The organism is Pseudaminobacter sp. Soil_N_29 (assembly GCF_057656055.1).
In genome coordinates this window covers 93410-107627 of sequence record NZ_JBDGLC010000007.1, presented here as the reverse complement: position 1 = coordinate 107627, position 14218 = coordinate 93410, and the positions used below count along the sequence as shown (strand labels likewise).

Here is a 14218-nt window from a genome sequence, read left to right as displayed (position 1 = left end):
GCCCTGTTTCTCCCCCACAGCCGACTGCATCGCCTACTCCCGGTTTTCCAGGATCCGGCGAATGGCCACCAGTTTCCTGGCCCTTTCGCCTTGCAATGCCGCTATTTGTTCAGGCGTGTAGGCGAACATGCCCTCGCCGGATTTCATGCCGAGTTTGCCTTCCTGCGCCTTGCTCAGCACGATCTGAGCGATGTCCTTGCGGTCGGCCAGGTCGGCATTCAGGAAGGAGGAAACGGACTTGTAAATGTCCAGGCCCGCCATATCGAGCAGCGCCATCGGGCCGACCACGGCGATCTTGTAGCCGATGCCCCACGAGACGCAGGTGTCGAGATCCTCGGGCTCGATCACGCCGCGTTCGACCAGATCGATCGCCTCGCGTAGCAGCGCATAGAGGACGCGGTTTTCGACGAAACCGGGGACGTCCTTCTTTACGACCACCGGCAGCAAACCGAGCGAGCGGATGAACTCGCGGATCGTAGCCACGGTTTCCGGCGCGGTGTTTTCGCCGCCGATCACCTCGATCATCGGAATGATGTGCGGCGGGTTCGACCAGTGCATGCCGACGAAGCGTTCGGGATGCGAGATATGCGCCTGCAGCTTGGTAATCGGTATGCCCGACGTGTCGGACGCCACGATCACCGACGGCCCGATCAGCGAATCTATGGCGCGATAGGTTTCGGCCTTGACGTCGATGTTTTCAGGCACGTTCTCGATCACCAGGTCGGCGCCCTCGACGGCCTCGGCGATGGTGTCGACGAAGCGGACCGTGCCGGCACCGGTGACCGGCGCGTCGATGCCCAACCGGTCGAGAGCGCCGTCAGCCGTCTCGAGCATGCCGCGCGCACGCTCGATGGCCGCCTGCGATACGTCATAGGCGGCGACATCCAGCCCGCCACGCGACAACCGCGCGGCGATGCCGGGTCCCATCGTACCGAGACCGATCAGGGCGACTCGCCGGATCATCAGGCTGCCCTGGTCGACTGTGCCACGCCTGTGGCCACCTTGAAGGCCGGCCGCTCGGCCATTGCCGCCACCCAGCGCTCCAGGTTCGGCAGTGCGGGGCGCTCGATCTTGAAGTCGATGCAGCGCTTGAGGATCGGCGCGCAGGCGATGTCGGCGATCGTCAGCTTGCCAAGCGCCAGGAAGTCCCTGCCCTCGAGATGGCTGTCGATGATCTTGAGCTGGGCGACCAGATCGCGGACCTGATCCTTGTATTCGGCCGTCTGCTCCTCCGGAGACAGCTTCGCGCCCTTGAAGGCGGCGAGATAGCCGGGGTTGACCGCGGCCAGCAGGAAATCCATCCAGCGTTCGACTTCGGTCTTCTCGGCCGGCGTCGCACCGGTCAGGTGTTCGCCGCCGAAGGCCGCGAGATAGCGCAGGATCGTGTTGGATTCCCACACCACCGTCTCCCCGTCGACCAGGGTCGGCACCTTGGAGGTTGGGTTCAGCGACTTGTATTCGGCAGTCTGGGTGTTCTCGAACTGGCGGCCGTAGTCCTCGCGCTTGTAGCGCGCGCCGAGCTCTTCAAGCATGAAGAGCACTTTCTGGACGTTGCCGGAAGTCTGGCGGCCTAGCAGCTGGTACATGTATGGGTCTCCTCGATATTTCTTCCGCTCAGGCCTTGGAGGCGAGCGGCTTGTAGATGATGGCGTCCATCTCGATCTTGGTGTTGATGACGGCGCGCGCCTCGACCGTGGTGCGCGCAAGCACGGCATCGCCAATGCCTTCCAGGAACGCCTTGTTGTAGCGGCCGAAGTCGCGCACATCCTCGAGATAGGTGGTGATGCGCACCACGTCGGACAGCGTGGCGCCTTCATGGGCGATTACGCGCTCGATGGTCTTCAGCGTCGCCAGCGTCTCTTCCTCGATGGTGCCGCTGATCATGTTGTTGTTCTCGTCCTTCGGCACCTGGCCGGAGACGAAGATGTAGTCGCCGGCACGAACCGCCGGGTGGAACGGCAGGTTCGGGTTCTTCTTGCCGATCGCGTAGTGAGTGTCGGATTTCCTCGTGCTGTCGTTCACGCTCGAACTCCTAGAAGACGCTGGTTTCGATGATGTCGACGCCACGAATGCGGTCGATCAGATAGAGGATGCCGCGATCGTCGATGGTGACATCGTTGGACGAAGCGCGGTCGGCGCCGGCAGGCGCATCTGGCATGAAATGCCCGACTTCCTTCGGTGCAAACGGGTCGGCGAAATCGACCAAGCGCAGGCCCTGCGCGAACCAGGCGAACGGGACGATGCTGCCCTTGAAGCGCTCGGACGGCTGGTGGCAGCCCGTCATCGGCGGCTGCGGTGCCCCGTCGAGATCGATGCCTGGAACCTGGAAGGTCGAGATCGGCAGCGGGTTGGTCTCGTCGGTGATGTCATAGACCCAGGCAAAGGCCGGCGCGTGCGGCCGCAGCTTGGCCACGTCCTCGTCCGCCACGATCATGACGTTGCGGCCCTTCAGCGGCTGCGGGATCGGCAGGCAGGTATGCGTCGGATGCGGAAACGCCGGGCTGGAGTTCATGTGGCTGATCAGCTTCGGCTTGCTCATGTCCGAAATGTCCAGAATGAACAGGCCATGGTGCCAGTAGCTCACATAGAGCCGGTCGCCCATGCGCAACGGATGGTGGCAGCGCGGCGTGACATAGTCGTGCCACGGATATTCCTCGCCGCCGGCGGTCCACTGCCCCGGAATCCACCAGCGCCCGACCTCTACCGGGTTCACCGGATCGATCAGGTCGAGGATCATGACAATGTTGCCGACATAGCCATCGGCGGTCGGCGAGATATAGGCGTAGCGACCATCATAGTCGTAGCGATGCACGCCTTTGCCGCCGGTGAGCCATTTGGAGATGAGCTTGGGCTGTTCCGGCTTGCTGGTGTCGTAGATCGCCAGGCCACCGCCGAAATCCGCCGGGCCCTCGTTGCCGAAGCGCTCGTGGTTGATGATCATCAACCCGTCCTTCGCGCGCACCTTGTGCGAATGCCAGCCCACCGGCACGTCGATCGTGGTGATCTTTCTCGGGTTCCGCGGGTCGGAGATATCGACAAGCGTAGTGCCGCTCGGCGGGCGCATGTGGCCGATGTAAAGAATGTTGCCGTCGACCCAGACCTGGCCGCCGCCCGGGCAGTCGATATGGCCGATATGCTTGGTATTGAACGCGGAAGCCAAATGCGTACGCCTTCTTCTGGTGCAATGCTTGGATGCCGACGCGCCGCGGGCGCGGCGCGTCACGATGACAGTGTGAATTAGGCGAAGCGCAGCAGATCGCCTGCCTGGTTCCGGCCCCAGCGCTTGTAAAGAAGCAGCGCCTTCTGCGTGGGCGCGTCGGTGGCGCCAAAGAAGATGACCGGCTCGGTCGACGAGCCGTTCACATGCTCGACCCAGCAGCCGCCTGGCACGGCCAACGTGTCGAACTGGTTCCAGTCGTAACGCTTGCCGTCGATGATCGAGTAGCCGGAGCCGCGGAAAGGTGCCAGCAGCAGGCTGGCCGTCTCGCGCTGCGGCAGCGTCTTTTCGCCCGGGCGCAGCATCTGGACATAGAAATTGATGGTCTTGAACACCGGGCCGCCCGTGGTCGGATCGACATAGTCGACCACGATGCCCTCATGCGGGTCGCCGTCCCAATCCTTGTGGCGCTCGAGCACCTCTTCCATCTTCTCCCAGCGATAGACATACATGGGCGAGGAGAGACCGCCGCCGCGCTTGTGGTCGACGAAACGCGGCATCAACCCGCCCTCGCCGTAGATGCGCTGCGAGTAATCGCTCGGGAAGCGTGCCGTCTGCACCTTCTTCTCGACTTCCTTGCCGTTCTCCATCTCGGTGTATTTGTGGTCGAAATGAACGGCGTGGAGCGTCTCGACGAGCGGCAGGTCGAGCACCGAGAGGTTGACCGCCTGCTCGCCGCCAACGGTGCCGTGGTTGTGCCAGGCGTCGTTCGGCGTCAGCACCATATCGCCGGGGCCGAACACCACGTCCTCCCCCTCGACGCCGGTAAAATTGCCCTTCCCGGTCAGCCCGAAGCGGATGGCACTCGGCGAGTGCTTGTGCGGCGGCATGATTTCGTCGGGATCGTTGAGCCGATAGGCCGTGTACATCGTGCTGACCGAAGCGCGCTTGGGCGCAAGACCCGGATTGACCAGGATCAGCGAGCGACGCTCACTGTCGTCCATCGTGACCAGTTCGGCGGCGCGCTGCAGCAGCGGTTCGATATCCTTGTAGGACCAGACGAACGGAATGGCCTTCGACGTGGCCATCAGCTGCTTGATTTCGTCGTGCTCGACGCCCTCGCTTGTCGCCCAGAACGGAAACATGTTCTTGGCGTAGAGTTCGTCATAGAGACCCTTTAGGGCCTCCTGCTTGTTGGTTCCTATGCCGCTGTTGGCAGAACTGGTCATGTCGGGCATCCTCCTTCGGTAGTCGCTGCGCCTAACCATTCCAACCACAACGGAAATGGTTTAGCACATTGACTCTTATTATCTAAACCTGACAGTTTTTGGTTGACGCTGTCAAGCCCCTCTTTGAAGCAAGGGGCGAAGGAAACAATCAATCTGTAAATCTGGCGTAAAGATCTGATTACATTGTATTTTTTTAGACATAAGCGTTCCGCTTACGGCAGAACACTCCACCAAATTCTTTTCAACCACGCAAGCTTCATAGCTCAACCAACACGGGACTTGGTTGAGCTGACACTGCTCTAAGCCGCCAATTCCCCAACCGAACGCTGCCGGATCAGGTCCGATGCCTTCTCGGCGATCATGATCACCGCAGCATTGATGTTGCCGCACACGAGATCCGGCATCACGGAGGCGTCGACCACGCGCAGTCCCTGCACCCCCCGCACCTTCAGCTCCTGATCCACGACCGAATCACTGTCGGCCCCCATGCGGCATGTTCCGGCTGGGTGGTGAACAGTGATCGAGGTGTTGCGGATATGCTGGTCGATCTCGTCGTCGCTCTGGCACGACGGACCCGGGAAGAATTCGGCTGCGATGAAGGGCTGCATCGACGGCTGGGCGGCAAGCTCGCGCGCCACGCGGAAGCCCGCGCGCAGCGATTCCCAGTCCCGCGGCGAGGACAGGAAGTTCTGATGAATCAGCGGCGCGGCCGCAGGGTCGGTTGAAGCAAGCTTCACGCTGCCCCGGCTTTCGGGCTGCACGGCCACGATGCGCGTGGCAAAGCCATCCGGGAAAGGCGCCTTGAATGGCGGCATATATGGCCAGGCGGCCAGGGGCGCGGCCGTGAACAGCAGTTGCACGTCGGGCAGCGGGCGCGAATCGTCGCTCTTCAGGAAAGCGACGACGCCGCCCGGCACATCGGCGGAGAAGCCGCTGCCGGTCAGATAGGTCTTGAGGAAATCGAGACCGATCCTGTCCGCACGCATCATGCGGTGGAACGGCCCGGGCTGCCGCCGCCGGTACATCACTATGACCGAGACGTGGTCCTGCAGGTTCTTGCCGACCTGTGGCCTGTCGACCTTCGCCTCGAGACCGAAGCCAGCGAGCTCGTCACGTCCTCCGATGCCCGAAAGCATCAGCAATTGCGGGCTGTTGATGACCCCGCCCGCCAACAGCACCTCGCGCTTCGCCAGTGCTGTTCGCGCCTGTCCGTCGCGCGCATAGTGGATGCCGGTCGCGCGGCCGTTATCGAGCAGAACCTTGGTAGCCAGGGCCCGCGTCAGCACGGTGAGGTTGCGCCGGCCCATGGCCGGACGCAGATAGGCCGATGCCGTGGAGCAGCGGCGGCCGTTGCGAATCGTCATCTGCAGCCGGCTGAAACCTTCCTGCTCGGCGCCATTGTAATCGTCGGTCTGCGGATACCCCGCGGTCTGGCTGGCCTCGGCGAAGGCCTCGATCAGGTCATCCTTGTAGCGGCAGCGCTGCGTGTTGACGGGACCTCCTGCGCCGCGATGCGTGCTTGCGCCGCCCTCCCAGTTTTCCTGCCTCCGGAAATAGGGCAGCACCTTTTCATAGGACCAGTCGGTCAGCCCGTTTGCGGCCCAGCGGTCATAATCGCCCCTGTTTCCGCGCACATAGGCCATGGCGTTGGTGGAAGACGACCCGCCGATAACCTTGCCGCGCGCGCATTCGACCTTGCGGCCGCCTACATTTTCCTCCGGCTCACAGAAATACATCCAGTCGTGCCGCCGCTCGGTCAGGATCTTGCCCCAGCCGAGGGGGACATGGATCATGGGATCGCGATCCCAGTCGCCGGCCTCCAGCAGCAGAACGGAAACCGAGGGATCCTCCGTCAGCCGGTTGGCAAGCACGCAGCCAGCCGATCCCGCGCCCACAACGACATAGTCATAGGTTTCCCCCACTTGCATTCTCAATTCCCCGGATAGAACTTCTCTCGCCGCACTTTGCGGCGCACTTCTCTCAACCGACACTCAACCATTGTCGAGTTGTTGTTGTCAACCAATGTCGAAATGGTTAGATTGGTCGACGCTCGACCATGGGGTAGCGCACTGAGCGCGTTGACCATGAGCTGAGACCATCGCCGGCTCCCGGCGCGCAGTAGTTTGAGGAGACTGGATAGTGACGGAATTTGAGCCTGAGGTCGCACCGTCCGAGTTGGACGAGATTGTCGCGGCAGTTCGTCGGATACAGCACGAAGAAGGCAAGCTCCCCTCGGAGCGGGACCTCGCCGACCAGTTGAACGTAAAGCGTCACCAACTGCGCAAGGCGCTCGAAATGCTGCGACGCACCGGCGATCTGGAACCGGCACGCCCGAAGCGCGCTTCTGCCGCGCTGCCGCGCTACGGCGAGGAACTGATCCGGCTGACCAATCCCCTGGAAGTGATCGAGCTGCGCCTGATCCTGGAGCCGAGCCTGGCGCGGCTGGCCTCGCTGCGTGCCTCGCCCTTCGAGATCGCACGCATCGCCGATGCTGCAAGCACGCAGGACCACACCCGCTCGGGTGAAGTGGATCTTGCCTTTCACATGGCGATCGCCAGCGCCGCTCGAAACCACCTGGCCGGCGAATTCTACAAGATGCTGCGCCAGGTCGGCGTCGACGCCCGCGTACAGGTCGCGCATACCGAGCCGGCCACCTGCCCCAAGCGCATCGGCCAGCGCGACAGCGAGCACCGGCAAATCGCAGACGCCATTTCCAGGCGTGATCCCGACGCGGCCGAGGCGGCCATGCGCAGCCACCTGCTGGCCGTGCAGAAGCGTATCATGGAGCGCGCCAACATGGGCATTGCTGCCGCCTGAAGCTGGCCTCATCAAACATCGCTCATCGTTCTACTGGGAGGGGAACATGACCCAGCACTTCGACGTGCTGGTCGTCGGCGCCGGTTCGGCCGGCTCGGTGATCGCAAGCAGACTGAGCGAGGACGCGACCTGTCGGGTCGGCTTGATCGAGGCGGGGCATATGCCCGCCGACCCCGACATTGCCGATCCGCTGAAGTGGACGCAAATCCAGGGACGCGCCTACGACTGGGCTTACAAGACGATCCCGCAGCCCTTCACCGCTAACCGTGTCCACGAATGGCCGCGCGGGAAAGTGGTGGGCGGTTCCAGCTGCCTGCACGCCATGGCCTATTTGCGCGGCCATCCGGACGATTTTGTCCCTTGGGAAAAAGCAGGCGGCGCGCGCTGGTCCTATGAAGGGCTCCTCCCGCATTTCAAGCGCAGCGAGGCTTTTTCTGCCTTCGCCGCACCCTCACGCGGTGATGCCGGCCCGCTTGATGTCATGCTACCTGGCGATGCGGTCAGCCCGATTGCGCGCGCTTACATGGCCGCCGGCAACGCGCTTGGCGCGCCAAAAATCAGCGACCATAATACCGGTCTGCTTGCTGGCACCACGCCCAATTCGCTCAACATCCGCAACGGCCGCCGCCTGAGCGTCGCCGACGCCTATCTCACTCCGGAGGTGCTGGCGCGCCCCAACCTGACCCTGCTCACAGGCTACGAGATCGAGCACATCACGCTCGACGGCAGCCGGGCCACCTCTGTTATCGCGGTGCACGATGGCGTCGCGCACAGCATCTCGGCCGACCGCGTGGTTCTCTGCGCCGGTGCCGTCTCCTCGCCGCTCATTCTGATGCGCTCAGGGATAGGCGATCCGCAAACGCTGCGCGCGGCAGGTATCCGCCCCAGGATCGAGCGTCACGAAATCGGGGCCAACCTTCAGGATCATCTCCTCGCGCTCGGCAATGTCTATCGTTCCAGGAAGCCGGTGCCGCCTTCCCGGCTACAGCATTCGGAATCGCTGATGTACCTGCATAGTGGGGACATAAGCCGTACCGTTGGCAGCCCGGATATCGTGCTGGGTTGCGTCATCGCCCCTTCCGTCGCCGAGGGGCTCGAAGCCCCTGCCTATGGCGCGGCCTACACCATACTCTGCGGCGTCACGCACCCGACCAGCCGCGGGCGCATCCTGCCCGGCGGGCCCGGTCGTAACGACACGCCGATCATCGATCCCCGTTATCTCGAGACCGAACATGACCGGATTACCTTCCGCAGGGCGCTGAAGATCGCGCGCGAAGTCGGCCATCATCCCGCACTGGTGGAGTGGCGCGATGTGGAAATCCAGCCGGGACCGGCCGCGCGCACCGACGCGGAGCTGGACGATTTTATTGCTCGCGCTGCCTCCACGCACCACCATCCTTGCGGCACTTGCCGGATGGGAATCGACGACGACGCTGTCGTCAATGCGGAGCTGGCCGTGAATGGGCTGGACAACGTGTTCGTGGTCGATGCCTCCATCATTCCGGAAATTCCGAGCGGCCCGATCAATGCCGCCGTTGTCGCTATCGCGGAAAGTTGGGCAGCCAGAGCTTCATCCTGATTGAATAGATGATGCTGCGAGTGCCCTTTGGGCGACCTCGTTGGCATTTCTGCATGCAACGCGGTGAGTGGGACTGACGAGGATGCTAGGCGGCTCCCCGTTTCCGCACTCTTCTGTCGCCAGCGGGCAGCGGGTCCTGAAGAAGCATCCCGACGGCGGGTTCGTTGGGCTCGGTATCTCGCCCTTGATGAGAGGCACCTTGCGCTGGCGCTCGACGAAGGGGTCCGCTTCCGGCACCGAGGCAAGGAGCAGTCGCGTGTAGGGATGGCTCGGCTGGCTGTAGACCTCTTCGGACCCGCCGCCTTCGACGATCTTGCCGAGATACATCACATACACGCGCGTCGCCGCCTGCCGAACCAGAGCTAGGTCGTGCGCGATGAACAAGCATGCGACACCGAGTTGCTCCCGCAGTTCCAGGAACAGGTTCATCACCTGGGCACGGATCGAGAGATCCAGCGCGCTGACCGGTTCGTCGCAGATCAGCACGCGCGGCTCGACGGCCAGCGATCGAGCGATGGCGATGCGCTGGCGCTGTCCGCCTGATAGCTCACGCGTGAAGCGGTCGCGAACGGCCGAGGCAAGACCGACTTGATCGAGAAGCTGCCCGATCCTCGCAGTTCGGTCCGCCTTCGACGCAACACCGGCAATGATGAGAGCCTCATCGATCGCTTCGCCGACGGTCTGTCGATCGTTGAGCGATGCGTAAGGGTCCTGGAACACATATTGGATCGCCCGCCGTGCAGTGCGCAGACGATTTCCGCCCAATGTACCGAGATCGGCGCCGTCGAAGATCACCCGCCCGGACACCGGCTTTTCCAGACCGACGATCGATCGGCCAAGCGTCGATTTTCCACAACCGGATTCGCCCACGAGGCCGACGATCTCGCCGGCATGAAGAACGATGGAGACATCGTTGACGGCCCTGACCGTCTTGCCGCGTGAAACGCCGGGGAAGCTGGTCACCAGATGCTCGACTTCGAGAACTGCTTTCATTTCGCTCTCCTTCGATTCAGGCGTTCAACACAGGGCAGGCGGCCAGAACGGCCGGGTCTGCGGTTGCCCTCAGCGGAGGGCGATGGATGCCGCAGGTTTCGACGGAATGCCCGCAGCGCGGGGTGAAAGCGCATCCCTTGATCGGAGCGCCGAGGATCGGCGGCAGGCCGGGCAGGCCGCGGAAGCGCGAACCGATGGCGTCGTCGCGCCGTGGAATGGCGTCGATGAGGCCCATCGTATAGGGATGCCGTGGCGCGACGAGCACCTTTTCCGTCGGCCCCACCTCGGCCTGCCGCCCTGCATACATGACCAGCACGCGGTCCGCGGCTCCGGCGACGACGCCCATGTCGTGCGTGATCAGCACCATGGCCATGTCCATCCGGGCCTGGATTTCCTTGAGCAGCCGCAGGATCTGCGCCTGCACCGTCACGTCGAGGGCGGTGGTCGGCTCATCCGCCACCAGGAGCTTCGGCTCGGCGGCGATCGAGATCGCGATCATCACGCGCTGCCGCAGGCCGCCCGAGAGCTCGTGCGGATATTGCTTCAGCCGCGAGTCCGGGTCGGACATGCCGACCATCTTGATCAGGTCGAGTGCGCGCGCCTCCGCTGCGCGGGCTGTGATGCCGAGATGGAGCTCCGCCACCTCCGCGATCTGGTGCCCGATCCGGCGGGCGGGGTTGAGCGCGCTCATCGGGTCCTGGAAGATGAAGCCGATGGACTTTCCACGCAGGCCGCGCAAGGTCTCCTCGCTTGCGCCCACCAGTTCGGTGCCTTCGAACAGCACCGAGCCGGAGACGTCCGCCTTGACGCCGACCGGCATGAGGCCGAGCGGCGCGAAACAGGTAACGGTCTTGCCGCTGCCGCTTTCCCCGACGATCGCCAGCGTCTCGCCGCGCCGCAGCTGATAGCTGATGCCATCGACGGGCCTGACAGCCGTGTGGGCGGTCAATAGATTGATCGTCAGATCCTTGACGGTCAGGATCGGTTCGGCAGTCATGAGCGCGTCTCCGTTGCCCAGCTTGCGGTGATCCGGCGCCGCGCGGCGAGAATGCGCGCGCCCAGAGGTTTCGGTACACGGTTCAGGGCGACAGCCTCGCCGAGGATGTTGAAGCCGATGACGGCGAGCGTGAGCGTCAGTCCCGGGAGGATCACCTGCCGGGGATCGGCTTCGAGGTAGGGAAGAGCATCGACGAGCATTTGACCCCACTCCGGCGTCGGCGGCTGGATGCCCAGCCCGAGAAAGCTCAGCGTCGCGATGGCCAGCGCCACAGCCCCGGCATCCGCCGTCGCATAGACCAGCACGGCACCCAGCGTGGCTGGGAACAGATGCACGAAGTAGATGCGCAGAGGGCTGGCGCCGAGCACCCTGAGGGCTTCCATGTGCGGCTTGTTCATGACGTTGACCGCAACCGCGCGGCTGATTCTGGCGCTGCTGGGCCACCATGCGAGCGCCAGCGCGAGAATCATGTTCCAATAGCTGACGCCGAAGATGCCGATGACGGCGAGCGAGACGATGAGGCTGGGGATCGCCTGGCCGACGTCCACGACGCGCATCAGCACCTCGTCTGTCCAGCCGCGCCGGTAGCCGGCTATCGTTCCGATCACGATGCCGATGGAATGCGCGCACAGAAGGACCAGACAGACGCCGACCAGCGAAGTGCGTGCGGCGGCTACCAGTCGGCTGAACGTGTCGCGTCCCAGATGGTCCACGCCCAGCCAGTGGGCCAGACTCGGCCCTTCTCCGGCAATCAAGAGGTTTTGGGCATTGGGATCGTAGGGCGTGATGTAGGGTGCGAAGAGCCCCAGGAGGACGAATGCACCGATCGTGAACACCGCGGCTCTGGGCAATGCTGCGACGGCTTTCGCAAATGCCTTGATGGACTGCATGTTCAGCTCCTTTGGCGCCGCAGGCGCGGATCGGTCAGCGTGATGCCGATATCGACGACGACATTCAGGATGATGAAGAACGTGATGAAGACCAGCAGGCATGCCTGCACGACCATGAAATCGCGGAACCGGACCCCGGCGAGAAACAGGTCGCCCAGGCCCTGCCAGGCAAAGAGCGGCTCCACGACCACGGCGCCCACGACCATCGTGCCGATCTGCGTTCCGAGCGCGTTGAGATAGGTCGGCGAGATGTTCGGCAATGCATCGCGAAACAGAATGCGCGTCGGCGAGAAGCCCTTGCTGCGGGCGGTCAGCACATAGGGCTTGGCCATCGCGTCCTCGAAGCCGACCCTGACGACGCGACTGAGCACGGCCGCCGGCAGGAAGCCGAGCGTCAGCCAGGGCAGTACCCAGCTCACCGGCCCCGTAAAGCCGAAGGTGGGGAAGAGGTGCCAGCTCACCGAAAAGGCATAGACCAGCAGGGCGCCGACGAAAAAGGATGGCGTCGAGGCACCGAGAAGTGCAATACCGCGCGTGATGAAGTCCGGGATCCGATGGGCCCAAAGCGCGCCGATGAAACCGACCAGCAGGCTCAGCACGAAGGCGACCACCGCACCGCCCGCCACCAGCGTGGCGGTAACCGAAAGCCTGCTCCGAAGGGCGGTGCCGACGTCTTCCCCCGTCTTGTAGGAGATGCCCAGATTGCCGTTCAGGGCCCCCTGCAGCCAGAAGCCATAGCGTTCGAGCAGGGGCTTGTTCAGCCCCAGCTCTTCTTCCACCTTGGCGATGTCTTCCTTGGTGGCGGTCGGCGTTCGAAGTTCGGCGATCAGGATTGCCACATTGCCCGGGGCGGAAACCACAAGCGTGAAGCAGAGGACGGACGCCAGGAACAAGAGCAGCACTGCATTGCGCGCCCTTTTTGCAATGAAGACGAGCACGCTGCTATCCTATTCCGACAGGGTGATGTTCTCGTAGGGCATGTCGTATTCCGTCGCCGGGCCGTGGAAGCCCTTCACGCGGCTCGAATGCGCCCAGATGCCCGGAACATACAACAGAGGCGCGATCGCGTCGTTGTCGTGCAGCCAGTCATAGACCTTCTGGAGAGCAGCCTCCATCTCGCTCTCGGGTGCCGACATGGCCGCCGTGACGAGCGGATCGAGATTTTCCGGATCGATGAACAGCTTGCCGTCCACGCCATTGTCGTAGGTGGACAGGAACAGGCCGACCACCGTGCCGAAGGGCTCGTAGGGTGCGCCGAAGGTCTGGAAGAATGCCAAGTCGAACTTGCGCTCCGGGATGTCGCTGTGGCGCGAGGCATGGTCGACGGAGCGGATGGTGAGGGCGATGCCGAGTTCCTGCAACTCCGATTGCACCACTTCGGCAACCGACCGTGAGCCGGGAATCTGCTCCTCGCTGACCACGATTTCGATCGCAAGTTCCTTGCCGTCCTTCTGGCGGATAGGGCTTCCCACCCAGCCCGCCTTCTCCAGCAGCGACTTTGCTGCCTCGACGTCATGCATGGGAACGTCGAAGCGCTTGCCCGAGAGCGGTACGGCTTCGGAGAACAGATTGCCGGTCGACTGTGCCAGTCCGCGATAAAGCACCTTCGAGATGGCATCCCGGTCGATGCCGAGATTGATTGCCTTGCGGACGAGCGGGTCCTTGAGGGCGGCCACTCGGTCTGGATTGAAGGCCATCACCATGGTCGTGGTGCCGGGCTCGACCACCACATCCACGCCCGCAGCCATCAGGCTCTGGGCTTCAGTCGCCGTAAGCGGCGACACGAATGCACCGCCGATCAGATCGACGTCGCCAGCACGCAGCGCCGCCATTCTGCCGCGGGAGTCCGGGAGGACTTTTACTTCGAGATTCTTGTAGGCAGGCTTGTCGCCCCAGTAGCCGTCATAGCGTTCGAAGGCGCTGCCCTCGTTGCCAGCGCTCAACTGCCGCCACGGACCGGTGCCGATCGGCTCCTTGTAGGTGCCATCGGCCCCCACCGACTTGGGGCTCAGGAAGCGAACGGGCCGCACGTATGCAAGCTCCTGCAGCAGGCCGAGAACAGGTTCCTTGAAACGGATATTGATGTGATGGTCGTCGGCGATTTCCGTGCCGTCGAACAGCCGGGACGAATTCATCCAGTTGTTCGCATCGAGACCGATCCAGCGCTTGAGATTCCAGTCGGCGGCCTCGGCATCGAAGGGCGCGCCATCGTGGAACGTGACACCCGCGCGCAAGGTAAGTTTGAGAAGCTTTCCACCGTCTTCGACGGCCCACTCGGTGGCAAGGCCCGGTTCGATCTGGCCGTCATGCCCGTATTTGACCAGTGGTTCGAACAGCAGGTCCTGAACGCCCCACAGGCCGGTGTACTTGTGCGGGTTCAGGTCGCCCGCCGGCTTGGCGACGGCGATCCTCAATGTGTCCCTCAGTTCCGACGCCGAGACGATCGACGGGATGATCGACGATGCCGCCGAAACGGCCAGCAGCCTTGACGCGCCCGAAAGAAACGAGCGCCGGTTGATGGGCATGAAATCCCTGATGTTGGTCATTCTCTCTCCC

The 14218-nt window shown here is 63.3% G+C and carries 13 protein-coding genes; 2 read left to right on the top strand and 11 right to left on the bottom strand.

The features are described from left to right. Window positions 1-33: 33 nt before the first annotated feature. From fhmpcd1 to AC3A4H_RS16660, 6 genes are all read right to left on the bottom strand, one after another. On the bottom strand, window positions 34-963 hold the full coding sequence (gene fhmpcd1 / locus AC3A4H_RS16685) for a 5-formyl-3-hydroxy-2-methylpyridine 4-carboxylate 5-dehydrogenase (protein WP_487767701.1): 930 nt from the start codon (window positions 961-963) through the stop codon (window positions 34-36). After that, on the bottom strand, window positions 963-1586 hold the full coding sequence (locus AC3A4H_RS16680; RefSeq protein WP_487767700.1) for a glutathione S-transferase family protein: 624 nt from the start codon (window positions 1584-1586) through the stop codon (window positions 963-965). Before AC3A4H_RS16680 ends, fhmpcd1 begins: the two co-directional genes overlap by 1 nt. Before the next feature lie 28 nt (window positions 1587-1614). Further along, window positions 1615-2022, bottom strand: coding sequence for a RidA family protein (locus AC3A4H_RS16675; RefSeq protein WP_487767699.1), 408 nt, complete (start codon window positions 2020-2022; stop codon window positions 1615-1617). Window positions 2023-2032: 10 nt separating this feature from the next. Further along, window positions 2033-3160 carry an LVIVD repeat-containing protein gene (locus AC3A4H_RS16670; protein WP_487767698.1) on the bottom strand — a complete coding sequence of 376 codons (1128 nt, stop codon included), beginning with the start codon at window positions 3158-3160 and terminating at the stop codon, window positions 2033-2035. A gap of 77 nt (window positions 3161-3237) precedes the next feature. Beyond that, a complete protein-coding gene (locus tag AC3A4H_RS16665) occupies window positions 3238-4386 on the bottom strand; it encodes a cupin domain-containing protein (protein WP_487767697.1) in 1149 nt (382 codons plus the stop codon). Window positions 4387-4685: 299 nt separating this feature from the next. After that, window positions 4686-6314 carry a GMC family oxidoreductase gene (locus AC3A4H_RS16660; RefSeq protein ID WP_487767696.1) on the bottom strand — a complete coding sequence of 543 codons (1629 nt, stop codon included), beginning with the start codon at window positions 6312-6314 and terminating at the stop codon, window positions 4686-4688. Between the two features lie 211 nt (window positions 6315-6525). Between AC3A4H_RS16660 and AC3A4H_RS16655 the strand changes: the two genes are divergently transcribed. Together AC3A4H_RS16655 and AC3A4H_RS16650 are read left to right on the top strand one after the other, a co-directional pair. Next, window positions 6526-7203 (top strand): FadR/GntR family transcriptional regulator, encoded by a 678-nt coding sequence (locus AC3A4H_RS16655; protein ID WP_487767695.1) that lies wholly within the window; start codon window positions 6526-6528, stop codon window positions 7201-7203. Between the two features lie 46 nt (window positions 7204-7249). Then, window positions 7250-8782, top strand: coding sequence for a GMC family oxidoreductase (locus tag AC3A4H_RS16650; protein WP_487767863.1), 1533 nt, complete (start codon window positions 7250-7252; stop codon window positions 8780-8782). Here AC3A4H_RS16650 and AC3A4H_RS16645 read toward each other — a convergent pair. The 5 genes from AC3A4H_RS16645 to AC3A4H_RS16625 are packed head-to-tail and all read right to left on the bottom strand — an operon-like array spanning window position 8774 to window position 14208. Continuing rightward, entirely contained in the window at window positions 8774-9775 is a 1002-nt protein-coding gene (locus AC3A4H_RS16645; protein WP_487767694.1) for an ABC transporter ATP-binding protein, read from the bottom strand. The two genes, AC3A4H_RS16650 and AC3A4H_RS16645, sit on opposite strands and share 9 nt — an antisense overlap. Window positions 9776-9791: 16 nt before the next feature. Continuing rightward, window positions 9792-10772 carry an ABC transporter ATP-binding protein gene (locus AC3A4H_RS16640; protein WP_487767693.1) on the bottom strand — a complete coding sequence of 327 codons (981 nt, stop codon included), beginning with the start codon at window positions 10770-10772 and terminating at the stop codon, window positions 9792-9794. After that, window positions 10769-11662: an ABC transporter permease gene (locus AC3A4H_RS16635; RefSeq protein ID WP_487767692.1), complete on the bottom strand. Its 894-nt coding sequence runs from the start codon at window positions 11660-11662 to the stop codon at window positions 10769-10771. Before AC3A4H_RS16635 ends, AC3A4H_RS16640 begins: the two co-directional genes overlap by 4 nt. 2 nt (window positions 11663-11664) lie before the next feature. Beyond that, entirely contained in the window at window positions 11665-12600 is a 936-nt protein-coding gene (locus AC3A4H_RS16630; RefSeq protein ID WP_487767691.1) for an ABC transporter permease, read from the bottom strand. A gap of 9 nt (window positions 12601-12609) precedes the next feature. Continuing rightward, the gene (locus tag AC3A4H_RS16625; RefSeq protein WP_487767690.1) at window positions 12610-14208 is read right to left on the bottom strand and encodes an ABC transporter substrate-binding protein; all 1599 of its coding nucleotides are present in this window, start codon (window positions 14206-14208) and stop codon (window positions 12610-12612) included. Window positions 14209-14218 lie beyond the last annotated feature (10 nt).